The organism is Pseudomonas sp. NIBRBAC000502773 (genome assembly GCF_006517195.1).
GTDB lineage: Bacteria > Pseudomonadota > Gammaproteobacteria > Pseudomonadales > Pseudomonadaceae > Aquipseudomonas > Aquipseudomonas marginalis.
This window is the reverse complement of the sequence record NZ_CP041189.1, coordinates 5,653,089-5,675,051: the sequence shown is the minus strand read 5'-3', so window position 1 is coordinate 5,675,051 and position 21,963 is coordinate 5,653,089. Positions and strand designations below refer to the sequence as shown.

General features: G+C 64.1%; 18 protein-coding genes. 8 read left to right on the top strand and 10 right to left on the bottom strand.

All coding sequences use genetic code 11. From position 1 onward, the window contains the following. Positions 1–38: 38 nt before the first annotated feature. Genes NIBR502773_RS26355 through NIBR502773_RS26345 form a run of 3 tightly spaced genes read left to right on the top strand, consistent with a single transcriptional unit; the run spans position 39 to position 3,247 of the window. The gene (locus tag NIBR502773_RS26355) at positions 39–920 is read left to right on the top strand and encodes a transporter (RefSeq protein ID WP_115488024.1); all 882 of its coding nucleotides are present in this window, start codon (positions 39–41) and stop codon (positions 918–920) included. A 22-nt stretch (positions 921–942) separates the two neighbouring features. Then, positions 943–2,106 (top strand): nitrate/nitrite transporter, encoded by a 1,164-nt coding sequence (locus NIBR502773_RS26350; protein WP_115488023.1) that lies wholly within the window; start codon positions 943–945, stop codon positions 2,104–2,106. 34 nt (positions 2,107–2,140) lie between these two features. Next, complete coding sequence (locus NIBR502773_RS26345; RefSeq protein ID WP_141157320.1) at positions 2,141–3,247, top strand: class II histone deacetylase; 1,107 nt, start codon at positions 2,141–2,143, stop codon at positions 3,245–3,247. A gap of 50 nt (positions 3,248–3,297) precedes the next feature. On the opposite strand, the gene NIBR502773_RS26340 is transcribed toward NIBR502773_RS26345, so the two are convergent. Together NIBR502773_RS26340 and NIBR502773_RS26335 are read right to left on the bottom strand one after the other, a co-directional pair. Continuing rightward, a complete protein-coding gene (locus NIBR502773_RS26340) occupies positions 3,298–4,230 on the bottom strand; it encodes a p-hydroxyphenylacetate 3-hydroxylase reductase component (RefSeq protein ID WP_141157319.1) in 933 nt (310 codons plus the stop codon). A 56-nt stretch (positions 4,231–4,286) separates the two neighbouring features. Continuing rightward, a complete protein-coding gene (locus NIBR502773_RS26335) occupies positions 4,287–5,456 on the bottom strand; it encodes a p-hydroxyphenylacetate 3-hydroxylase oxygenase component (protein ID WP_141157318.1) in 1,170 nt (389 codons plus the stop codon). Between the two features lie 263 nt (positions 5,457–5,719). Between NIBR502773_RS26335 and NIBR502773_RS26330 the strand changes: the two genes are divergently transcribed. The 3 genes from NIBR502773_RS26330 to NIBR502773_RS26320 all read left to right on the top strand — a co-directional run bounded on the left by NIBR502773_RS26330 (position 5,720) and on the right by NIBR502773_RS26320 (position 9,386). Continuing rightward, a complete protein-coding gene (locus NIBR502773_RS26330) occupies positions 5,720–7,207 on the top strand; it encodes an aldehyde dehydrogenase family protein (protein ID WP_141157317.1) in 1,488 nt (495 codons plus the stop codon). A gap of 137 nt (positions 7,208–7,344) precedes the next feature. Then, the gene (locus NIBR502773_RS26325; RefSeq protein ID WP_027603468.1) at positions 7,345–8,406 is read left to right on the top strand and encodes an aromatic ring-hydroxylating dioxygenase subunit alpha; all 1,062 of its coding nucleotides are present in this window, start codon (positions 7,345–7,347) and stop codon (positions 8,404–8,406) included. Between the two features lie 29 nt (positions 8,407–8,435). Further along, the gene (locus NIBR502773_RS26320; protein WP_141157316.1) at positions 8,436–9,386 is read left to right on the top strand and encodes a PDR/VanB family oxidoreductase; all 951 of its coding nucleotides are present in this window, start codon (positions 8,436–8,438) and stop codon (positions 9,384–9,386) included. Between the two features lie 6 nt (positions 9,387–9,392). On the opposite strand, the gene NIBR502773_RS26315 is transcribed toward NIBR502773_RS26320, so the two are convergent. The 6 genes from NIBR502773_RS26315 to NIBR502773_RS26290 all read right to left on the bottom strand — a co-directional run bounded on the left by NIBR502773_RS26315 (position 9,393) and on the right by NIBR502773_RS26290 (position 17,482). Then, on the bottom strand, positions 9,393–10,106 hold the full coding sequence (locus tag NIBR502773_RS26315; protein WP_065939635.1) for a GntR family transcriptional regulator: 714 nt from the start codon (positions 10,104–10,106) through the stop codon (positions 9,393–9,395). Between the two features lie 67 nt (positions 10,107–10,173). Next, positions 10,174–11,916 carry an acyl-CoA dehydrogenase gene (locus tag NIBR502773_RS26310; protein ID WP_141157315.1) on the bottom strand — a complete coding sequence of 581 codons (1,743 nt, stop codon included), beginning with the start codon at positions 11,914–11,916 and terminating at the stop codon, positions 10,174–10,176. A 35-nt stretch (positions 11,917–11,951) separates the two neighbouring features. Next, positions 11,952–13,193 (bottom strand): thiolase family protein, encoded by a 1,242-nt coding sequence (locus NIBR502773_RS26305; protein WP_141157314.1) that lies wholly within the window; start codon positions 13,191–13,193, stop codon positions 11,952–11,954. Continuing rightward, positions 13,190–15,064, bottom strand: coding sequence for a feruloyl-CoA synthase (locus NIBR502773_RS26300; protein ID WP_141157313.1), 1,875 nt, complete (start codon positions 15,062–15,064; stop codon positions 13,190–13,192). Before NIBR502773_RS26300 ends, NIBR502773_RS26305 begins: the two co-directional genes overlap by 4 nt. Positions 15,065–15,126: 62 nt before the next feature. Beyond that, the gene (locus NIBR502773_RS26295; RefSeq protein WP_115488014.1) at positions 15,127–16,575 is read right to left on the bottom strand and encodes an aldehyde dehydrogenase; all 1,449 of its coding nucleotides are present in this window, start codon (positions 16,573–16,575) and stop codon (positions 15,127–15,129) included. A gap of 76 nt (positions 16,576–16,651) precedes the next feature. Further along, a complete protein-coding gene (locus tag NIBR502773_RS26290; RefSeq protein WP_010567568.1) occupies positions 16,652–17,482 on the bottom strand; it encodes a p-hydroxycinnamoyl CoA hydratase/lyase in 831 nt (276 codons plus the stop codon). 213 nt (positions 17,483–17,695) lie between these two features. Between NIBR502773_RS26290 and NIBR502773_RS26285 the strand changes: the two genes are divergently transcribed. Next, positions 17,696–18,184: a MarR family winged helix-turn-helix transcriptional regulator gene (locus NIBR502773_RS26285; RefSeq protein ID WP_115488013.1), complete on the top strand. Its 489-nt coding sequence runs from the start codon at positions 17,696–17,698 to the stop codon at positions 18,182–18,184. A 5-nt stretch (positions 18,185–18,189) separates the two neighbouring features. On the opposite strand, the gene NIBR502773_RS26280 is transcribed toward NIBR502773_RS26285, so the two are convergent. Continuing rightward, positions 18,190–19,515: an OprD family porin gene (locus NIBR502773_RS26280; protein WP_177414156.1), complete on the bottom strand. Its 1,326-nt coding sequence runs from the start codon at positions 19,513–19,515 to the stop codon at positions 18,190–18,192. 308 nt (positions 19,516–19,823) lie between these two features. Between NIBR502773_RS26280 and mhpT the strand changes: the two genes are divergently transcribed. Then, on the top strand, positions 19,824–21,032 hold the full coding sequence (mhpT, locus tag NIBR502773_RS26275) for a 3-(3-hydroxy-phenyl)propionate transporter MhpT (protein ID WP_115488011.1): 1,209 nt from the start codon (positions 19,824–19,826) through the stop codon (positions 21,030–21,032). Here the strand turns inward: mhpT and NIBR502773_RS26270 are convergent. After that, entirely contained in the window at positions 21,010–21,957 is a 948-nt protein-coding gene (locus NIBR502773_RS26270) for a transporter (RefSeq protein ID WP_065939628.1), read from the bottom strand. The two genes, mhpT and NIBR502773_RS26270, sit on opposite strands and share 23 nt — an antisense overlap. Between the last annotated feature and the right edge of the window lie 6 nt (positions 21,958–21,963).

Below are 21,963 nucleotides of genomic sequence, written 5' to 3'. Positions count from 1 at the left end.
GAGCCGTTCGCCACACAACACCTCAAAGAAGAGATGCCATGCCCATGATCCACACCTTCACCCGCACCACCACACTGGCCCTGCTCGGCGGCCTGTCGAGCCTGCACGCCAGTGCGGCCGACCTCAACGCCCGGGACTTTTTCGGCGCCCCCTCGGGCACCAGCCTGGGCGTGCTGTACCTGCCGGCAAGCCGCGCCAGTGACTTCCACGGCCCGGCCGACAGCACCGGCAAGGCGGACCTGAAGGTCAACGCCGTGGCGTACCGCCAAGTGTTCTTCACCGACCTCTGCGGCACCCTCTGTACCCCACAGTTCATCGTGCCTTTCGCCGACATCAACGCCCGCCTGCCGGGTGCCGGCCAGCACAGCGCAGAAAGCGGTTTCGGTGATCCCCAGGTCGGCGGCACGGTGTTTTTCATCAACGACCCGGCCTCGCGCACCTACAGCGGCCTACTGACCCTGATCACCCTGCCTGTGGGCGAATACCACGGTAACAATCCCGATGTATCGCCCGGTGCCAATCGCTGGGGCACCACCTTTGTCTACAACTACACCCAGGGCATCGGCGAAAAATGGGTGCTGGAAGCCAACCTCGAAGCCCAACTCTATGGCAAGAACGACGACTACTTCGGCAGCGACCTGAAACAGGATCCGCTGTACCGCCTGCAAGCCTTTGCCTCCTACGACTTCACACCCAGCACCTACGGCGCACTGCGACTGATCCACGCCGATGGCGGCGAATTGCGGATCAATGACCAGCGCATCGACAACACCCACAAGCGCTACACCCAAGTGGGCTTCGAGGTTGGTCACTGGCTGGATAAACAGAACCAGTTGATGTTCGGCCTCTCGCAGAACGTCGCCACCGACAACGGCTATCACGGTACCGACGCGCTGCTGCGCCTGGTCCATGTGTTCTGAATCCCCTCATCGGAGCTTGCCCATGAACACCCAGACCCAACCGCTGACCGATGAACGCGCCCACGCCTCATCCCCATTGGCATTGCTGGCCGCCATTGTGCTGTTCGCTGCCATCACCCCGACCATTCTCATGACCGCACCGGCCGTGGCTGCGCAACTGGCGACGCAATGGCAATTGAGCCCGTCACAGATCGGGGACCTGTTCTCCACCGAACTCGGCGCCATGAGCCTGGCCACCCTGCCCGCACTGTGGTGGCTCAAGCGTGTCGACTGGCGCCGCGCCGCCTTGCTGGCCGGGTTGCTGTTCATCGTCGCCAACCTGCTTTCAATGCTGGCCCACGACTACCCGATACTCCTGGCACTGCGCTTTTGCAGCGCCCTGGCCGGTGGCTCGTTGATGATCATCTGCCTGTCCAGTGCGGCCTCCACGGCCAATCCCGGGCGTGTCTACGGGTTATGGGTGATGGGGCAACTGGTGGTCGGGGCGATCGGTCTGAGCATCCTGCCCCGGCTGTTCGAGCACTACGGGCTGTCAGCCTGCTACCTGATTCTCGCCGCCTTGATGACGCTCTTTCTGCCCCTGGCACGGCACTTTCCCCAGGGCAGCCCGGCGCCTGAAAAAGCCGCCGAGCGCATCGCCCTCGCCTCCTGGTGGAAAGCCGCACTGGGCATTCTGGGCCTGCTGAGTTTCTACGTCAGCCTGAGCGGTGTCTGGACCTTTATCGGTTCCATCAGCAGCCACGCCGGCCTCTCTGCCGAGGCCAGTGGCGAGATTCTGGCGCTCGCCACGGTGATGGGCATCGTCGGGGCCGGTTGTACCTCGCTGATCGGCGACCGTCTGCCACGCCTGTTGCTGTTACTGCTGGGGTACGCGTTGATGGCAGGCGCCGTGCTGTTGCTGCTGGGCCAGCCCGACATGCTGCGTTTTGCCTTGGCGGCGCTGCTTTTCAAGTTCACCTGGACCTTCATCCTGCCGCTGGTCCTGGCCTGCCTGGCCGACCTCGACCGCTCCGGAAAATTGATGAACACCTCCAACCTGGTGATCGGTGGCGGCCTGGCCATCGGCCCGACCGTGGCTGGCCGGATGATCGAAGCCAGCGGCGGCTTCCAATCACTGCTGATCGCAGGGGCGTGCGTCACCGTGCTGTCCCTGGTGTTGATGCTGAGCAGCCGCCCGAATGCCTGACGGGCCCTTTTACCCCAACGAAAATGGAAAGACGATGAGCCGAAAAAGTGCATTTTTCTTCGACGAACTCAGCCTCTGGCACAGCGCCGGGTTGCACGCCTTGACCTTACCGGTGGGCGGGTGGGTGCAGCCGCCTGCCGCCGCCGGCCACGCCGAGTCACCGGAAACCAAGCGTCGCTTGAAGAGCCTGCTGGACGTTTCCGGCCTGACCCGCCACTTACAGGTGCGCAGTGCCAACGCGGCCACCGATGAAGACCTGCTGCGGGTGCACACGCCCAACTACCTGCAACGCTTCAAGGCGATGAGCGATGCCGGGGGCGGCGAATTGGGGCCCCACGCGCCCATCGGGCCAGGCAGTTATGAAATAGCCAGGCTCTCCGTCGGGCTGGCCATGGCGGCAGTGGATGCGGTGCTGTGCGGCGAAGTCGACAATGCCTATTCTCTGTCACGCCCACCCGGCCACCACTGCCTCGCCGACAACGCCATGGGCTTCTGCTTCCTGGCCAACATCGCCATCGCCATCGAAGCCGCAAAAGCACGGCGTGGCCTGGGCAACGTCGCGGTGATCGACTGGGACGTGCACCATGGCAACGGCACCCAATCGATCTTCGAAGAGCGCGGCGACGTGCTGACGATTTCCCTGCATCAGGACGGCTGTTTCCCGGCAGGTTACAGCGGTGAAGCCGATCGCGGGCGCGGCCCGGGGCTGGGCGCGAATATCAATATCCCGCTGCCCCCCGGCAGCGGTCATGAGGCGTATCTGCACGCGATGGAGCGTATCGTGATTCCGGCGCTGGAGCGCTTCGAGCCGGAATTGATCATTGTTGCCTGCGGCTACGACGCCAACGCGGTCGACCCACTGGCGCGAATGCTGTTGCACAGTGACTCGTTCCGGCACATGACCCGTCTTGTACGCCAAGCAGCCGAACGCCTGTGCCAGGGCCGCCTGGTGCTGGTGCACGAAGGCGGCTACTCCGAAGCCTATGTACCGTTTTGCGGGCTGGCGACCATTGAGGAATTGGTGGGTGTGAGGACACAAGTCGGCGACCCGATGCTTGAGTTTGTGCAGTTGCAGCAACCGAACACGGCGCTGGCGGCGTTTCAGTTGCGCTTGATTGATGAGTTGGCCGAAGCCCGCTGAGCGTGACGCAAAAAAATCCGATGCCGTTGCCGGCATCGGATTTTGGCCAGTCAGCAGTGGCTGATCAGTCCCTTCAACACCGTCTTGAAGGTGTCGATCTGGTCCTGGCTGAACTCGGCGAACACCTTGTCCTGCTGTTCCCGTGCAATGGCCCAGAGGTCTTCGGTGTGTTCGATACCCGCCGCGGTCAGGCGCACGCCGTGTTCATCATCGTCGACCAGCCCCTTGCGCTTGAGGTTGGCCACGGCGTCGTCGATTTCCCGCACCGGCATCGCCACTTCACGCAGCAGGTCGCTGGTACTGAGGCGGGCATCATTCTCCAGCACCATCAGCATCCGCGCCTCGTTGGTGCGCAGGCCGGTGGACAGTTGTCGGGGCTGGTAGCTGGACTGGTAGGCGCGAACCGCCTGGGTCATCAGGTAATACAGGTTATGGTTCAGGCGCCCCTGGAAGTGGCTGCTCGGCGGTTGGCTTTCGTCGCGCCTGGTCATGCGCGTGTGGGGCAGGACCATGGAGTAGGCGCCCTGGTGGTAGAGCAGCGGCGAGCGCCCGAAATCGTCGAAGGCCACAACCTTGCCGATCATGATCCAGTGATCGCCGCCGTCCACCTGCTGGTATTTTTCACAGTGAAAACGTGCCGCACAATCGGCGAACACCGGCGCCCCGCCCTCCCCCGGTGCATAGGCGATCTCGGCGAAGCGGTCGTCCTTGGGCCGGGCAAAATTGTTCGAGAGGTCGATCTGGTCCGCCGCCAGCACGTTGACCGCGAAGTGGCTGGCCTCCTCGAACACCCCGTGGCTGCTGGAGCGTTTGTCGATGCTCCACAGCACCAGCGGTGGCTCCAGGGACACCGAGTTGAAGCTATTGGCGGTAACGCCCACCTTGCGGCCGGAGGCGTCGGCGGCGGTGACCACGGTCACGCCCGTGGCAAAGTTGCCCAGGGCCCGGCGAAAGGCGCGTGGGTCGAAGGTCGATTCAGACATGCAAGACTCCCGGGCTGCGTCAGGCGCAGCCCTGATTGTTGTTTTCAAAAGCAGCTTCAGATCATGCTCGGATCGGGCTCCAGGCCCATCAACTCGCGGCCAAGGATCTGTGCACAGACGTCGTAGTCGGTGTAGGCATGGGCGCCGGTCATGTGCGAGTCGCGGAACAGGCGCTGCATCTCGTTGTGCTCGAACCAGGCGTTGCCGCCGGCGGCTTCGAACAGACGGTCCACCGCCTGGATGCACATCTTGGTCGCGTAGGCCTGGTTGGTGCGCCAGAACGCCAGGGTCTGGCGGCTGGGGTAGCGCTGCTGCTCACTGTGTTCGGCGTGTTCGTCCCAGGTTTTCTCGAGGAAGGCGCGCGCGGCGGCCACCTGGTGCGTCGACTCGGCCAGGCGCATCAACGCCGGGGTCGCGGCACCGACTGCCGCGCCGGTGTAGGCGCGCACGCGGGTCCTGGTCTTTTCGCGGAACACCTCGAGCATCCGCTCGGCGACGCCCAGGCTGACGGTGGAAAAACCGCTGGCAAAATACGGCCGGTACGGTGAGTAGAAAATCCTGCTGTCGGGGTACAGCCCGAAGCCGGCGGACTTGCCTTCCATCATGTCCTTGGCTTTCTGGATGCGGTGTTCCGGCACCCAGGCCTTGTCGATGATCAAGGTCTTGGTGCCGCTGCCCTTCATGCCGGCGGCAAACCAGTCATCGCGGATCTGGTAGTCACTGCGCGGCAGCACCGCGAAGCAGTAATCCTGGGTGCCCTGGGGGTTGTTGCGGCGGAACCCCACGATCGCCCACTCGGCGTGATCACAGCCGCTGCTCCAGCCCATTTCCCCGCTGAACAGCACGCCGCCCTCGACTTCCTCGGTGCGCCCGAACGGCGCGATGCTGCTGCTGGCCGTGGCATCCGGGTCAGTGCCCCAGACCTCCTGCTGCAGTTGGGCCGAGAACAGTGCCAATTGATGGCTGTGGGTACACAACAGGCTCATGGCCCAGGCCGTGCTGGCGCAGGCCCCGGCGAGCAAGGCGATGCAGTCGGCAAACTGCGGCAGCGACAACTCCATGCCGCCGAACACTTTCGGCTGAAACACACGGTGCATGCCGATGCTCTTGAGCAGCGCAATATTCTCGGCGGGCACCTGGCGGTCCTGCTCGGCCACGAAGGCATTGGCGGCGATGGTCGGCAGGATGGACTTGAGGTCTTCAAGGAGCGGGTTTGGCTTTTTCATGGATGGCCCTGCTTATTATTGGATGTCCGGGCAGCGCCAGAAATCAAGGCGCGGCGCCGGATGCAGGGCCAGTATGGAGCGTGCCTTCCTGGCAGGACATGCACCTTCCAGAGTCAAGATTGTACTTTTCAAAGGCCCAGGCTGATCCGCCGTGTACAGGCGCTGGCAGCCACAGACATGCCACTGGGCAGCCACAGTCAAGCCCGTTCCGGCCACTGGGATTAACCTCGGGCTTTTCAATCTCTGCCACCAGGAAAAACCCCATGAGCGATATTCCACTGCTGCCCCAGGTTGAAGCCTTCCTCCGTCGAACCCATACGTTGTTCATTGACGGTGGCTACGTCGAGAGCCATTCCAGCCAGCGGTTGGAGGTGATCAACCCGGCCACCGGCCAGGTCATCGCCGATGTCGCCGACGCCGACCCGGCCGACATTGACGCGGCCGTGGCGTCGGCGAGCCGCGGCTTCAAGCAGTGGTCACAGGTCGCACCAGCGGTGCGCGGCAACGTGCTGTTCAAACTGGCCGACCTGCTGGAGCAACACCGCGAAGAACTGGCACAGATCGAAACCTGCCAGTCAGGCAAGATCATCCAGATTTCCCGCGCCTTCGAAGTCGACCAGGCCGCGCACTTCCTGCGTTACTACGCCGGCTGGGCCACCAAGATCAGCGGCCAGACCATCACCCCATCGTTGCCCTCCTTCGCCGGCGAGCGCTACACCGCGTTCACCCTGCGCGAGCCGGTCGGTGTGGTGGTCGGCATCGTGCCGTGGAATTTCTCGACCATGATCGCCATCTGGAAACTCGCCTCGGCGCTGGTGACCGGTTGCAGCATCATCATCAAGCCCAGCGAGTTCACGCCGCTGACCATCCTGCGCATCGCCGAACTGGCGATTGCCGCCGGCCTTCCCGCCGGTGCGCTGAACGTCTTGACCGGCGGCGGCAGCGTCGGCAAAGGCCTGATCGAACACCCCGGCACCGACAAGGTGTCGTTCACCGGCTCCGTGCCGACCGGGATTGCGGTGGGCCAGAGTGCCATGGGCGCCGGGCTGACCCGCGCCACCCTTGAACTGGGCGGCAAGAACTCGGCCGGGTTCCTGCCCGATGTGGACCTGGACAAGGCCGTCAACGGCATCATCGAAGCAGGCTTTTTGCACTCCGGGCAAATCTGCGCCGCCGCCGAACGCTTCTTTGTGCATCGTTCGCAGATCGAAACGGTGATGGGCAAACTGGCCCAGCGCCTGAGCACGCTGAACATCGGCTCGCCTATGGACGAGCGCACCGAATTCGGCCCGGTCACCAACCGCCAGCACCAGCTCAAACTCGGCGAGTTCTTCGCCAAGGCCCGCGCCGAAAACAACCGCATCATTCACGGTGGCAACCTGATCGACCGTCCGGGCTGTTACGTCGAACCGACGATCATCCTCGCCAACGGCCTCAATGACACCCTGCTCAACGAAGAGACCTTCGGCCCCATTGCCACGTTCTTGCCGTACGACAGCGAAGAAGAACTGCTGGCCTTGATGAACAACACCCCCTACGGCTTGAGCGCCAGCCTGTGGACCAACGACCTCAGCAAAGCCCTGCGCATGGTGCCCGCCATCGAGGCCGGCACGGTGTGGGTGAACATGCACACGATGCTGGACCCGGCGGTGCCGTTTGGCGGCAACAAGTCCTCGGGGATAGGCCGGGAGTTCGGCAGCGCCTTCATCGAGGACTACACCGAGTTGAAGTCGGTGATGATTCGCTACTGAATCCAATCATTGGATCCATTGATATGTAATCGTTCGATAATCGCCCAATAAAACAGCCGAACCAGATTGACTCTCCATCAGGCCAGCCATTTAATGGATCCATTAAATAAAAACAATCCGCCGCCTGGAGAGTCATCATGTACCCCAAGAACACCTGGTATGTCGCCTGTACCCCCGATGAAATCGCACACAAGCCCCTGGGTCGACAGATCTGCGGCGAAAAGATGGTGTTTTATCGTGGCCAGGAAGGCGCCGTGGTGGCGGTCGAGGACTTCTGCCCCCATCGCGGCGCGCCGCTTTCACTAGGGTATGTCGAGAACGGCAACCTGGTCTGCGGCTACCACGGCCTGGTCATGGGCGGCGACGGCAAGACCGTGGAAATGCCCGGCCAGCGGGTACGTGGTTTTCCCTGCAACAAGACCTTTGCCGCCGTTGAACGCTACGGCTTCATCTGGGTATGGCCCGGCGATCAGGCCCAGGCCGACCCGGCGCTGATCCACCACCTGGAATGGGCCGTGAGTGACCAGTGGGCCTATGGCGGCGGGCTGTTCGATATCCAGTGCGACTACCGCCTGATGATCGACAACCTGATGGACCTGACCCACGAAACCTACGTGCACGCCTCCAGCATCGGCCAGAAGGAAATCGACGAAGCGCCGCCCGTGACCACGGTAGACGGCGATGAAGTCGTCACCGCCCGGCACATGGAAAACATCATGGCCCCGCCATTCTGGCGCATGGCCCTGCGCGGCAATAACCTCGCCGATGACGTGCCGGTGGACCGCTGGCAGATCTGCCGCTTCACCCCGCCCAGCCATGTGCTGATCGAGGTCGGCGTGGCCCACGCCGGCAAAGGTGGCTATAACGCCGCCCCCGAACACAAGGCTGCGAGCATCGTGGTCGACTTCATCACCCCGCAAACCGAGACCTCGATCTGGTACTTCTGGGGCATGGCGCGCAACTTCAACCCCCACGACGAGGCACTGACCGCAAGCATTCGCGAGGGCCAGGGCAAGATTTTCAGCGAAGACCTGGAAATGCTCGAACGCCAGCAACAGAACCTGCTGGCCCATCCGCAGCGCAACCTGCTCAAGTTGAATATCGACGCGGGTGGCGTGCAATCGCGCAAGATCCTGGAGCGACTGATTGCCAAGGAACGCGCCCTCGAACCGCAACTGATCGCCACCACCACCGCCTGAACAGCGCGACAACTTTGCGAGGACTGAACATGATCGATGTGGTGGTGGTATCCCGTAACAACGAAGCCCAGGACATTTGCAGCTATGAACTGGCCAGTGTCGATGGCCAGCCGCTGCCGGCCTTCAGTGCCGGCGCGCATATTGACGTGCACTTGCCCGATGGGGTGATCCGGCAATATTCCCTGTGCAATCACCCCGAAGAACGTCATCGCTACCTGATCGGCGTGCTCAAGGACCCGGCCTCCCGGGGCGGCTCGCGCAGCCTGCATGAGCAGGTTCACGAGGGCGCCCGCCTGACCATCAGCGCACCGCGCAACCTGTTTCCCCTGGCCGACAACGCGCGTCGCAGCCTGCTGTTTGCCGGCGGCATCGGCATCACCCCGATCCTGTGCATGGCCGAGCGCCTGGCCCATGCGGGTGCCGACTTCGAGCTGCATTACTGCGCCCGCGCCCGTGAGCGTGCGGCGTTTGTGCAGCGGCTCGAGGCGTCGCCGTTTGCCGCGCGGGTGTTCCTGCATTTCGACGAGCAGCCCCACACCGCGCTGAACATCGCCGAAGTGCTGGCAGCGCCCGCCGATGACGTGCACCTGTATGTCTGCGGCCCCGGCGGGTTCATGCAGCATGTGCTCGACAGCGCACGCGCACAGGGCTGGCAGGAAGACTGCCTGCACCGCGAATACTTCAGCGCGGCACCGGTGGACAGCAGCCTCGACGGCGGCTTTTCGGTGAAGCTCGGCAGCAGCGGCCAGGTCTTCGAAATCCCCGCCGACAAGACCGTGGTCCAGGTCCTGGAAAGCCATGGCATCGAGATTGCCGTGTCCTGCGAACAAGGGATTTGCGGCACCTGCCTGACCCGTGTGCTGGAGGGCATACCGGAGCACCGCGACCTGTTCCTCACCGAACAGGAACAGGCCCTGAATGACCAGTTCACCCCCTGCTGCTCGCGCTCGAAAACCCCGCTGCTGGTACTCGATATCTGACAGGGTTCACGACGCCGGCAAAATCACCTTCATGCGCGCGGCGGCGGTGGCTGAGCTGAAGATCTCGGCATAGCGCAACGTCGCATTGGCGTGTTCGCGCATGATGGCTTCGGCCCGCGCGCCCTGGCGATTGACCAGGGCATCGAAAACCGAATGATGCTGCATGTGGGCGTAGTTGAAGCGTCGGTACTCGCGGGCCATGTCCTCGCGATCCACCGCCAGCGCGGTCACCGAGGCGAACGGCAGGTGATCATTGCGGGCCAGCGCGTCGGCGATCGCCGGGTTGTGGCTGCCTTCGACGATGACCTGGTGAAAGCGCATGTTCAGGTCGTGATAGACCTCAAGGTCATCCTCGGTCACGTAGCCCTTTTCGAACAGTTGATCGCCTTCCACCAGGCAGCGCTCCAGCGCCGCACGTGCCGCATCGGATAAACCAAGCTCGGCGGTCTGACGCGCTGCCAGGCCCTCAAGCACGCCGCGCACTTCGACGGCGCCGGCAATGTCGCTGGGGCTGACCGAACGCACCTGATAGCCGCGCCCGCCAAACGGCACCAGCAGTCCTTCCTGCTCAAGGGTACGAAAGGCCATGCGCACCGGCATGCGCGACACGCCGAACAGCTGCGCCGTGGGAATCTCCATCAGCCGCTCGCCCGCCGCCAACTCCCCGCTGGCAATCATCTTGCGCAGTGCAACCAGCACCAATTGACCGGGTTTACTCATCCAGGCAACTTCCAGAAAACGTGAGCCGCCATGGTACCGCAAGTAGTACCGCAAGCACCTGGCCGCGTCAGATGAACGCCAGCGCGGCCCGTGCCCCGTCTATGGCGCCCAGGTGCTGCGCCAGTCGCGAGGGCAGGTAATCGAAAAAGAACCCGGCGCTTTGCAGCTTGGCGGCGCGCAGCGGATCGTCTTCGCGCAGTGCCCTGGAGACCCGCGCGGCCCGCGCCCAGGCAAAGGCCAGCAACGCCACGCCACAGAGCTGGAGGAAATCCGGCGCCGCCCGATAGGGGTATTCACTGTCTTCGTGCGCGCGTTCACGAATGGCGCTCACCACACTGGCCAACGCGTCGCACAGGCTGGCCAACGCAGCGGAAAAGCCTGCGCACTCCTCATACTGTCTGCCCTGCCCGGCCTCGGCGCGCAATTCGGCCAGCAGCAGGCCAAAGGCTCGGCCGTCATCCCCCAGCACCTTGCGCAGCAACAGGTCATTGGCCTGGATCTCGTTACTGCCCTCGTAGATCATCGCGATGCGACTGTCCCGCAGGGTTTGCTCGATGGCGAACTCGGTGACGTAGCCGTAACCGCCGAACACCTGCAGCCCATGGCTGGCCTGGCGAAAGCCCTGTTCGGTGAAAAACGCCTTGATGATGGGCGTCAGCAACGGCGCCAACTGCGCCGCCGACGAGTCCTGGTCATGCTCGGCCTGATCAAGCAGGTGCGCCGCCCAATAGCCGATGGCGCGCATGCCCTCGCTGGTGGTGCGCAACTCCAGCAACACGCGGCGCATGGCCGGGTGATAACGGATCGGGTCTGCCGCCTGGGCCACCACCTCTTCCGGCCTTGACGGCGCACGCATCTGCAAGCGTTCGGCGGCGTACTGGCGAGCGTTCTGCCAGGCCGCCTCGACATGCCCCAGGCCTTGCAAGCCTACATGCAGGCGCGCCGAATTCATCATCACAAACATCGCCGCCAGGCCGCGATTGGGCTCGCCGACCAGCCAGCCCTGGGCGGCGTCGAATACCAGGGAGCAGGTGGCGCTGCCCTTGATGCCCATCTTGTGTTCGATGCCGTCGCAGTGCACGCCATTGGCCTGGCCATCGTCCAGCTGCTTGGGCACCAGGAACAGTGAAATGCCACGGCTGCCCGGCGGCGCATCGGGCAGGCGCGCCAGCACCAGGTGCAGGATATTCGCCGTGAGGTCATGCTCGCCGCCGGAGATAAACAGCTTGCTGCCGCTGAGGCGATAACTGCCATCCGCCTGGGGCTGCGCGCGACAACGCAGCAAGCCGACATCGCTGCCGGCCTGGGACTCGGTGAGGCACATGGTGGGCAAGGCCCGGCCACTGACGATGTCGGGCAGGTAGCGTGCCTGCAACCATGGAGCGGCGTGGGTCTTGAGGCACAGGTAGGCGCCGTGGGCGATCCCGGTGTACATGGCCCAGGCGTGGTTGCTGGCGTAAAGCATCTCTTGCAGCGCCGCATCGAGCAGTTGCGGCAAGCCCTGCCCGCCCTGCTCCTCGGCACACGCCAGCGCCGGCCAGCCCCCTTCGACATAAGCGCGATAGGCCTCGACAAAGCCGTCCGGGGTGCTGACCCGGCCCGCCTGCCAGCGGCAGCCCTGGCGATCACCGCTGCTATTCAACGGCGCCAGCACGCCCTGACTGAAGCGTGCCGCCTCCTCCAGCACCTGTAGCGCCAGCGGCAGGTCCAGGGCCGCGAATGCCGGGTGGCGCTGCCAGGTATCGGGCGCCTGCAACCAGTGTTCCAGGACAAATTGCATATCGCCCAGGGGCGCCTCATAGCTCCACATCGGAACACCTCATCGACAAAAAAGAATCGTGCGCTTCAAGCCCGGTAGGCAGGGTTCTCGATCAGCAACGCCATGCCCTGCCCGCCACCCACACACGCCGCGGCAATCCCGTAGCGCAGGTTGTGCTGGCGCAGTTGCCGGGCCAGGGTCATCACCAGGCGCAGGCCGGTGGCGGCCAACGGATGCCCCAGGGCAAGGGAGCCGCCCTCGACGTTGAGGCGGCTGCTGTCCAGCTCCAGTTCATGGGCCACGGCGAGTACCTGGGCGGCCTGGGCTTCGTTGATCTCGAAGCGGCCGATGTCGCCCAGGTTCAAGCCGCTGCGTTGCAGCAGCAGGCGGATCGCCGGTGCCGGGCCGATGCCCATGAACTCGGGGGCCACGCCGACCACCGCGCTGGCCAGCAGCCGCGCCAGGGCCGGACGCGTGCAGGCCGAGGCACGCCCCACCAAAGCCGCCGCCGCACCATCGACCACCGCGCAACTGTTGCCGGCGGTTTGCACGCCGCCTGGATGCACGGCGCGCAAGCGCGTCAGGGCCTCAAGGTCGGTAGGACGTGGGTGGCTGTCGGCGCTGACGGCACTCGCCCGACGCGCGAGGCTGATGCCCCTGGGCTGGTACCCCTCAAGCTCGAACACCTGGTTATCGACCGTGACGATTTCTTCCGCCCACGCGCCCTCACGTTGCGCCTGCAAGGCACGCTGGTGGCTGTCGCAGGCGTAGCGGTCCACGGCCTTGCGGCTCAGGCCATAGCGGCGCGCCAGGTTGTCGGCGGTGGCGATCATGTCCAGGCCGGGGGCCGGGTCGTACAGGGCCTCCCAGAGAAAATCCTTGAATTGCACCTCGCCGCCGAGGCGAAACCCATCCCGATGGGTGTAGGCGGCAATCGGGTTGCGCGACATGGATTCACTGGCCACGCACAGCGCCAGTTGCACCTCGTCGCGCAGTTGTTCAGCGGCCTGGCGCAGCAGCTCGAAACCGGTGGCGCAGATGCGCTGCACCCCCAGTGCCGGGACCGCTTGCGCCACCCCGCTGTACAAGCCGATATGCCGGGGCAGCAAGTAGGCATCGAAACTGGCCTGAGCCATGGAGCCGGCCAGCACGCTGTCCACCGCCAGGGGGTCGATGCCGGCCCGGGCCAGCACTTCGCGACCCACCTTGATTCCCAAATCGATAGGCGACACCTGGGACAGTGCGCCGCCAAGGTCGACCCACGGCGTGCGCACCGCCGCGAAAATCGCCGCATCGGCAAACGCCGAGTACTGCCCGGCGCTGTTCAAGGCTTGGGCCCGGCGCGCAGGATCGCAGGGTCTTCACCGCGATACAGCGCCTCGACCCTGGCCGCGCGCCATTGCAGCACGGCGCGCTGGTTGATCGAGCCTTTGTCGGTGATTTCCCCACGATCGATGGACGCAGGCTCGTCGAGCAGGGCAATCCATTCCAGGCGACTGGCATTGCCGGTGGCCTCGCGGTTGAGGCGCTGCAACCAGTCGGCGAACCACTGGCGTACCGGCGCGCTGGCCAGCACCTCGGCGTCGCTGGCGTCAGCGCTCAAACCGGCCAGCCGACGGCACTCGTGGAGCCGGGGGAATACCAGGGCGCCCAGGCATTCGCGGTCCGGCGCGGCAATCACCAGGTCCTGCACATAGGGCGCGCCGTCGAGCACCGCGCGATTGCGCAACGGGCCGACACTGACAAACACCCCGGAAGACAACTTGAAATCCTCGGCAATCCGCCCGTCGAACATCAGCCCCAATTGCGGCTGGTGCGGGTCGGCGAGCTTGATCGCGTCACCTGAACAGTAGAAACCCTGTTCGTCGAACACCTCGGCGGTTTGCTCCGGCGCCCGCCAGTACCCCGGCATGATGTGCGGCCCGCGAAAGCGCCCTTCGAACTTGCCGTCCAACGGCACCAGGCGCACCTCGCAGCCCGGCGCAGGCAAGCCGATATAGCCGGCCATGGACAACGGCCCGGTGGTGAAGGTGCAGGACGGCGCGGCTTCGGTCATGCCCAGCCCGGCCATCATGCGGATACGTTCACCGCAGTGCTGTTCGGCCACGCGGTCGAGGCGATCCCAGATACTTTGCGACAGGCCGGCGGCGGCGAAGAAGAACAGTTTCATGCGCGCAAAAAACCGTTCGCGCAACTCGGCGTCCTGTTCCAGGGCGTTGACCAGCTCTTCCCAGCCCTTGGGCACCGTCAGGTAGGCCGTGGGCGAGATGTCCTTGAGGTTGCGCAGGGTCTCGGCAAAGCCCTGGGCCGTGGGCTTGCCGTCGTCGAGGTAAAAGGTGCCGCCGTTGTAGAGCACGATGCCGACGTTATGGCTGCCGCCGAAGGTGTGGTTCCACGGCAGCCAGTCCACCAGCACCGGCGGTTCCTCACCGAACACCGGGAACGTCTGCAACAGCATTTGCTGGTTGGCACAGAGCATGCGCTGCGTAGTGATCACCGCCTTGGGCAACTTGGTCGAGCCCGAGGTGAACAGGAACTTGGCGATGCTGTCGGGGCCGGTGGCCTGGAACGCCGCGTCGGCCTCGGCGCCGCCCGGCGTTTGCAGCAGGCTGGCGAAGCTGGCCTGAGTGCGCCCAGGCACATGGCCGCGTACGCTGAGCAGCGGAGTTTCGGCCGGCAGGACGGCGTCGATGGCACGCTGGTAAGCGGCCCCATCGCTGACGAACACCAGGCCCGGTTGCAGCAGGTCGCACACATGCCGCAGCTTGGCGAAATCCTGGGACAACAACGAATACGCCGGCGACACCGGGCAATAGGGAATGCCGGCGTACATCGCGCCGAGGGCAATCTGCAAATGCTCGATGTCGTTGCCCGACAGCAAGGCCAGCGGCTTATCCGCCGACAACCCGTAACGCAACAGGCCCTGGGCAATCGCACGCACGCTGTCGAGCATCTCGCGGTAGCTGACCCGGCGCCAATCACCGCCGGCCTGGCGTGCGGCGATAAACGTCTGCTCGGGCCGCACCCGGGCCCAATGCACCAGACGATCGAGCAGGCGCGTCGGCAACTCGGCCAGGGGCTCCAGGGAGCGCATATGCAGCACGCCGTGTTCTTCAGTGACCGCCACCGCTGCGTGGCCGATGGAGACCTCGCGGTATCGCGGTGCGGGCTGGGGTTGCGGTCTGAATTCGGAACTCACAAGGGTGTCCTCCAGCAAGGCGGATCAACGCCGCCTTGTTATTGTTGTGTCGCGACGCCTGCTCAGATCGGGTAGTGCCGTGGCCCGTTCTGCAAGGTCACCCAGCGCAATTGCGTGAAGTGCTCGATCGAGGCCTTGCCGCCGAAGCTGCCGTAGCCGCTGGACTTGACCCCGCCAAACGGCATCTGCGCCTCGTCATGCACGGTCGGGCCGTTGATATGGCAAATGCCCGACTCGACCCGCTGCGCCAGGGCCAGTGCACGCCCGGTGTCACGGCTGAAGATCGCCGCCGAGAGGCCGAACTCGGAGTCGTTGGCCAGGCGCAACAAGGCTTCATCCCCGTCACCGCGCAGCAGCACCGCCACCGGGCCGAAAGATTCTTCGCGGTACAGGCGCATATGCTCGGTAACGCCATCGATCAGGGTCGGCTGCAGGATGCTGCCGTCCAGTTGGCCACCCACTACCAGCCGCGCGCCCTTGGCGAGGGCATCGTCGATCAGGGCCTTGATGCGCGTGCCGGCGCCGGCGTCCACCAGGGAACCCAGGACCGAATCCGCCGCCATGGGATCGCCCGCGCGCAGGGTCGCGACCTTGGCCGCGAGCTTGGCGGTGAAGGCATCGGCGACCTTGGCATCGACAATCAGGCGCTCGGTGGACATGCAAATCTGGCCCTGGTTGAAATAGGCGCCAAAGGCCGCCGCTGCCACCGCCGCGTCGAGGTCGGCGTCGTCGAGCACCAGCAACGGCGCCTTGCCGCCCAGTTCCAGCAAGGCCGGCTTGAGGTGACGCGCCGAGAGCTCGCCGACAATCCGCCCCACATGGGTCGAGCCGGTGAAGTTGACCCGGCGCACGGCCGGGTTGGCGATCAGCCGCTCGACAATCGCAGCGGCATCCGCCGGGGCATTGCTGATGACATTGACCACGCCATCGCCCAGGCCGGCATCCTGCAACACCTGGCCAATCAGGCGGTGCACCGCCGGGCTCAGCTCCGAGGCCTTGAGCACCACGGTATTGCCGCAGGCCAGCGGCATGGCGATGGCGCGGGTGGCGAGGATCACCGGGGCATTCCACGGCGCGATGCCCAGCACCACGCCGCAGGGCTGACGCAAGGCCATGGCGAAACTGCCGGGAACATCGGAGGGGATCACTTCACCGGTGATCTGGGTGGTCATCGACGCCGCTTCGCGCAGCATATTGGCCGCCAGGCGCACGTTGAAGCCATACCAGTTGGCCATGGCGCCGGTTTCGCCGGCGGCGGCGATAAATTCGGCGCTGCGCGCCTGCAATTGCTCGGCAGCCTTGAGCAAGCGGGTGCGGCGTTCGTTGGGCGCCAGCGCCGCCCACGCGGGGAACGCGGCGTGGGCCGCGGCGACGGCGGCGTCGGCATCTTCCAGGGTGGCGGCGGCCACCCGCGAGACCACTTCACCGGTCACCGGGTTGCGGCGCTCGAAGGTTCGACCGTCACGGGCGGGGCACGACTGGCCGCCGATCAACAGGGGCACGTCCAGCATGGTGATTCCTCTTTATTGTCTTTATCGGGAATACGTTCAAGCAGGGTACAACGGCGCGGCCAGGCGGCCGCGCCCTTCAGCGTTTATACGCCTGCAGGCCAGGCTTGATGCTCTTGTCGTCGAGGAACTGCTTCATGCCCTGCTCGCGACCGCCTTCGGTGTCGAGCAGGCGCGACTGATCGAGCTTGGCGTAGAGGTAATCCTCGTTCTGCTCCCAGGTCAATTCGCGGCAGCGCTTGAAGCCATGCTTGGCGGCACGCAGCACCACCGGGTTTTTCTCCAGCAGGTTGCGCGCCAGTTCAATGGTCACTTCGCGCAGTTGAGCCAGCGGCACGCTTTCGTTGACCAGGCCCATTTCGGCGGCTTTCTGCCCGCCAAAGGTCTTGCCGGTCATGATGTAGTACAGCGATTGGCGATGGCCCACGGTGTCGGCCATGGCCTTGCTCACCAGGTTGCCCGGCGGGATGCCCCAGTTGATTTCCGAAAGGCCGAAGGTCGCTTCGTCCGCACAGATCGCCAGGTCGCAGGCCACCAATGGGCTGAAACCACCGCCGAAGCACCAGCCATTGACCATGGCGATGGTCGGCTTGGCGTACATGCGCAGCAGTTTCCATTGCCATTGCGAGGCTTCGCGGCGGATTTTTTCCTGGAGGATTTCCGGGCCGGCGTCCACCTCGCGAAAGTATTCCTTGAGGTCCATGCCGGCGGTCCAGGCTTCGCCGGCACCGGTCAGCACCAGCACGCCGGCGGCAGGGTCCTGCTCGAGGGTTTCGAGGACGTCGATCATTTCCCGGTTCAGGGTCGGGCTCATGGCGTTGCGTTTTTCCGGACGATTGAGAATGACCCAGGCGATGCCTTCTTCGATCTCAACCTTGACGGTGGTCCAACGGCCTTCGTAATTGCTCATGGCGGTACGCTCTTGTTCTGGGTTTGAAGATGAGTCGAAATTAAACCGCAAATATAGTTATGTCAATTAACTATTAATCCGGATAACCAATATTTTTACGCGATGAAACCTGTGTTTTCCAGGCGTTGTGAAAAGCCGGCATAGCCATGGCGCGCCAACCCCGGCAAACTAGATAGCCTTCTTAACCTCCACCTTCTGAGGATTGCACTGCCAATGGCCAAGCCTTCCACCATCGCCGCCGCCAGCCAGGCCCTGTCCGACAACGACGAGGTACGGCCGCCGCTGGATTCAGCCCTGGACGATCTGATCGGCTACGCCATGCGCCGCGCCCAGCTCAAGCTGTTCCAGAACCTGATCGGCCGGCTGTCGGACCACGACCTGCGCCCCGCACAGTTCTCGGCCCTGGCAATCATCGAGCAGAACCCCGGGCTGATGCAGGCCGACCTGGCCCGCGCACTGGCCATCGAGCCGCCCCAGGTAGTGCCGTTGCTGAACAAGCTGGAAAGCCGCGCCCTCGCCGTGCGGGTGCGCTGCAAGCCGGACAAGCGCTCCTACGGGATCTTCCTCAGCAAGAGCGGCGAAACCCTGCTCAAGGAGCTCAAGGCGATCGCCGCCCAGAGTGACCTGGACGCCACGGCCGCCCTTGACGCCCAGGAACGCGAAGAGCTGCTGCGCCTGCTGAAGAAGGTCTACCAGGACTGAGCGGCCTACCAGAGCGCCACGGTGTAGAGCACCAGGAAACGGGTCTGGTTTTCATCGCGAAACGCCGCGCCGCTCGGGAAGTCATTGCGGTAGATCGACTTGCGCGCCATGAACCCGACGTTCTTCAGCGGGCCGTCCTGGATCACATAGCCCAACTCCATCTGGAACTCGCGCTCCTTGCGATCCTCGGCGTTGAAAGCCGCCAGTTCGATATTGTCGCCGCGCACATAGCGCAGCCGACTCTTGAGCCCCGGCACGCCCGCTGCGGCGAAGTCATAGTCATAGATGGCCTGCCAGGTGCGCTCCTTGGCGTTAAGAAAGTCCGAGCTCATGGTCAGCTCGCTCATGCCCATCAACTCGGTGCCGGAGATATAGGGTGTGGCCGTCTCCCCGCTTGAGTGCATATAGCCAAGGCTGACGCGATGGCCGCCCAGGCGGTAGCCGAACAGCGCCGAAAGGTTGCGGTTATCCACTTTGCCCGCCTTGGCACTGCCATCCTCGCGACTGAAAAAGCTGCGCAGGTCGCTGGTGAACACGCCATCACCCAACGGCAGGTTGTGCAGCAGCGCCAGGGTGTCCTGCTGGTAGAGGTCGGCGACCTGGGAGTGATAGACGCGCAGGCTGAGGTCTTTGTTGAGCTGATAGTCACCGCCCACATACGCCAGGTGCGACGTGGTGGCGGTGGCGTTGAACCGCCGGTTGGGCGAGGCGATGGTCATGGCCTGGTAGTCGGTGGAGTCGCGTTTGTTGATGCGGTCGATGTAGCCGGTGTTGAAGGTTAGGCCCTCGATGTCCTTGGAGCTCAAGGTAGTGCCGCGAAAGGTTTGCGGCAGCAGGCGCGACGGGCTGGCAAAGGCGAACGGCAGGAAGATCGACACATCGCCGGCCTTCACTGTCGTTTGCGCAAACCGCAGCTTGGCAGTCGGGGCCAGGCGCGAGTACTCATCGGCGGCGCGCTTGTCGCTGGCCGACACCGGCAGCAACTCGGTGCCGCTGCGGTCCGGCGACGAGTCGAGCTTGACCCCTATCAGCCCGCGCACATCCAGGCCGAAGCCCACGGGACCTGGGGTGTAGCCCGATTCCAGGTTGAGGATGAACGCCTGGGCCCATTCCCGCGCGGCGGTCTTCGCTCCGTCGTCCTTGTAGTCGCGGTCCAGGTAGTAATTGCGCAAGGTCAAGGTGCCGTGGCTGTCGTCGATAAAGCCCGCGGCCCATAGCGAAGTGGGCAACACGCTCAAGGCCAGGCATGCCATGAGCAGGCGTGGGGTATTGTTCGACACACAGGCGACGGGCGCCGCTGCAACGGCGTGCTCCATAGGGAGTTCTGGCATGTTCGATGTCCATTTTTTGTTGTTGTTTTTGGGGTGGCACACGCTCGGCCCGGTCGGCTTCGCGAGCCAAGAATGGAAACAGCCGGCGGTGCCCGTCAACCGCAACTGAGCGATAATCGAACATTAATAAAGCTATCTATTTTTTAGTTGCATATGGATCAACATCACAAGCCTATGAATTACATGAATTTATCCATGTTTTATGGGCGGATTAATCCAAGATTCATTTTTTAGTTATCTTTGTTATCTTAATCATCAGCAGCCACTCGCGCTCGTCACCACAACAAAAACAACAATGAGGTTTGCCCATGGACAGTCCATCGCGTCGTTCGACGCTGACTATTGCGTTGTGCTTTATCGTTGCGCTGATCGAAGGGTTCGATCTGCAGGCCGCCGGCACTGCCGCCGCCGGGTTACGTCAAACGTTCGCCCTGGATCCGAAGATGCTCGGCTGGGTGTTCAGCGTCGGCATCATCGGCCTGCTGCCGGGGGCATTCTTCGGCGGCTGGGTCGCCGACCGCATCGGGCGCAAGAAAATCCTGGTGGGTGCCGTGCTGCTATTCGGGCTGTTTTCCCTGAGCACCGCGTTTGTCGACAGCTACGCCAGCCTGTTGCTGGTGCGCTTTCTCACCGGCCTGGGCCTGGGCGCCGCGTTGCCCAACCTGATCGCGCTGTGCGCCGAAGCGGTGAGCGAACGCAACCGGGGCACGGCCATCAGCGTGATGTACTGCGGGGTGCCGCTGGGTGGCGCATTGGCCGCGGTGGTGGCGATGTTTTCCAGTGAGCACTGGCAGACCACCTTTATCATCGGTGGCCTGGCGCCGTTGCTCGCCGTACCGTTGATGATCCTGCTGCTGCCGGAGTCCAGCGCCTTTCGCCAACAGCGCGACACCACCCCTGGCGCCCGCCCCTCCACCGGCCAGGCGCTGTTCGGCGAAGGTCGCGCCCGCACCACGTTGGCGTTGTGGCTCAGCTATTTCTTCACCCTGACCGTGATGTACATGCTGCTTAACTGGCTGCCGTCGCTGTTGCTGGAGCAAGGTTTCAGCAAACCCCAGGCGGGCATGGTACAGATGCTCTTCAATATCGGCGGCGCCCTCGGCTCGCTGCTCGGCGGCGTGCTGCTGGACCGCTGCAATGCGGTCAAAGTGGTGCTGGGTGTGTATGCCGGGTTGCTGGCGGCGTTGGCCGGGGTCGGGTTGTCGGTGGGCATCGTGCCCATGGCCATTGCCGGTTTTGCCGCCGGCCTGTTCGTGATGGCCGCGCAGTTGGTGCTGTACGCATCGGCACCGCCCTCCTACCCGACCTCGGTACGCGCCACCGGTGTCGGTGCCGCGGTGGCCGTCGGCCGCCTGGGTTCGGTGGCCGGGCCGCTGGCGGCCGGGCAACTGCTCGCCGCGGGCGCCGGCACCGCCGGGGTACTGCTGGCGACCTCCCCCGGGGTGGTGATTGCCGCACTGACCATCATCAGCGTGATGGTGCGTACGGCGCCCACTAGAACTTATGCAGCCAATTGAGCACCAGTTTGTTGCCCTGCGTGCGGTTCTCCGCCTGCTGCTCGAAGTAGGCATTTACCGATAGCACGTCTTCCTTGCTGAACCCGTAGACCAGGCCTGGGCCGATGGCCCAGACCTTCTCCCGACGCCCGCTCACGGCGTGCCCATCGACCTGGGTGTCGGTGATTTGCTTCAACCAGTAGCCGTTAACCCCCACGCTCAGTTGCTGGCTCACGGCATATTGCAGGGTCAGGTTGGCATGCAACGCCTGCCCGGCCTGGGTATCGGAAACATCCCCGAAGCCTGCCTGCGGATCATCGTTCTTGCCATTCCACAGGTACATGAACCGCCCGCTCGTCGACCACGTCGGGCTGAACCAGTACGTCGCCGCGTAATACGGGTTGAATGACCAGAAGTTGCTGCCTGGGTTGATCGAGCGCTTGCGGTCATAGGCGCCCACCGGCACCGAGATATCGGCTTCAATACGTTGGGTCAACAGCGGGCTGCCATCGGCGCGGCTCAGGGTCGGCAGTTGCAGGAAGGGCCCCACAATCACATCACCAAAGCCGGCGCGAGAACTCAGGGCCGCATTGTTCAACCCGTCGTCGACATCCACATGGGCCAGGGAGGTGTTGATCAGGGTGAATCCGGGCATCGCGCCATTCGCCAAGGGTTGGCCGAGGTAGATGATCTGTGTGGTAGGCGCCACCACTTCCACGTCCTGGTTGGGCAGTGCCAGCTTGTGGCCGTTGGCATCATTGAAACGGCTGGCCCGGGAGTACGTCAGGTATTCCTCCAGGTACCAGCCCGGGCCGGCGGGTGCCGGTGAGCCGTCGTAGAAACTGGTGCTGCCCAGGTTGAGGCCGGGCAAGTCGTAAGCATGTGCAGTCGATGACAGTGCGATAAAGGTCCCGGCCGCAGCCGCCCGCAAGATAGGCTTGAGCATCTTGTA

Coding starts and splice junctions, on each gene's coding strand:
- NIBR502773_RS26280 (WP_177414156.1), bottom strand. CDS start 19,515: ATGCCAGAACTCCCTATGGAGCACGCCGTTGCAGCGGCGCCCGTCGCC.
- NIBR502773_RS26325 (WP_027603468.1), top strand. CDS start 7,345: ATGTACCCCAAGAACACCTGGTATGTCGCCTGTACCCCCGATGAAATC.
- NIBR502773_RS26315 (WP_065939635.1), bottom strand. CDS start 10,106: ATGAGTAAACCCGGTCAATTGGTGCTGGTTGCACTGCGCAAGATGATT.
- NIBR502773_RS26355 (WP_115488024.1), top strand. CDS start 39: ATGCCCATGATCCACACCTTCACCCGCACCACCACACTGGCCCTGCTC.
- mhpT (WP_115488011.1), top strand. CDS start 19,824: ATGGACAGTCCATCGCGTCGTTCGACGCTGACTATTGCGTTGTGCTTT.
- NIBR502773_RS26330 (WP_141157317.1), top strand. CDS start 5,720: ATGAGCGATATTCCACTGCTGCCCCAGGTTGAAGCCTTCCTCCGTCGA.
- NIBR502773_RS26290 (WP_010567568.1), bottom strand. CDS start 17,482: ATGAGCAATTACGAAGGCCGTTGGACCACCGTCAAGGTTGAGATCGAA.
- NIBR502773_RS26320 (WP_141157316.1), top strand. CDS start 8,436: ATGATCGATGTGGTGGTGGTATCCCGTAACAACGAAGCCCAGGACATT.
- NIBR502773_RS26270 (WP_065939628.1), bottom strand. CDS start 21,957: ATGCTCAAGCCTATCTTGCGGGCGGCTGCGGCCGGGACCTTTATCGCA.
- NIBR502773_RS26345 (WP_141157320.1), top strand. CDS start 2,141: ATGAGCCGAAAAAGTGCATTTTTCTTCGACGAACTCAGCCTCTGGCAC.
- NIBR502773_RS26295 (WP_115488014.1), bottom strand. CDS start 16,575: ATGCTGGACGTGCCCCTGTTGATCGGCGGCCAGTCGTGCCCCGCCCGT.
- NIBR502773_RS26335 (WP_141157318.1), bottom strand. CDS start 5,456: ATGAAAAAGCCAAACCCGCTCCTTGAAGACCTCAAGTCCATCCTGCCG.
- NIBR502773_RS26350 (WP_115488023.1), top strand. CDS start 943: ATGAACACCCAGACCCAACCGCTGACCGATGAACGCGCCCACGCCTCA.
- NIBR502773_RS26285 (WP_115488013.1), top strand. CDS start 17,696: ATGGCCAAGCCTTCCACCATCGCCGCCGCCAGCCAGGCCCTGTCCGAC.
- NIBR502773_RS26310 (WP_141157315.1), bottom strand. CDS start 11,916: ATGTGGAGCTATGAGGCGCCCCTGGGCGATATGCAATTTGTCCTGGAA.
- NIBR502773_RS26340 (WP_141157319.1), bottom strand. CDS start 4,230: ATGTCTGAATCGACCTTCGACCCACGCGCCTTTCGCCGGGCCCTGGGC.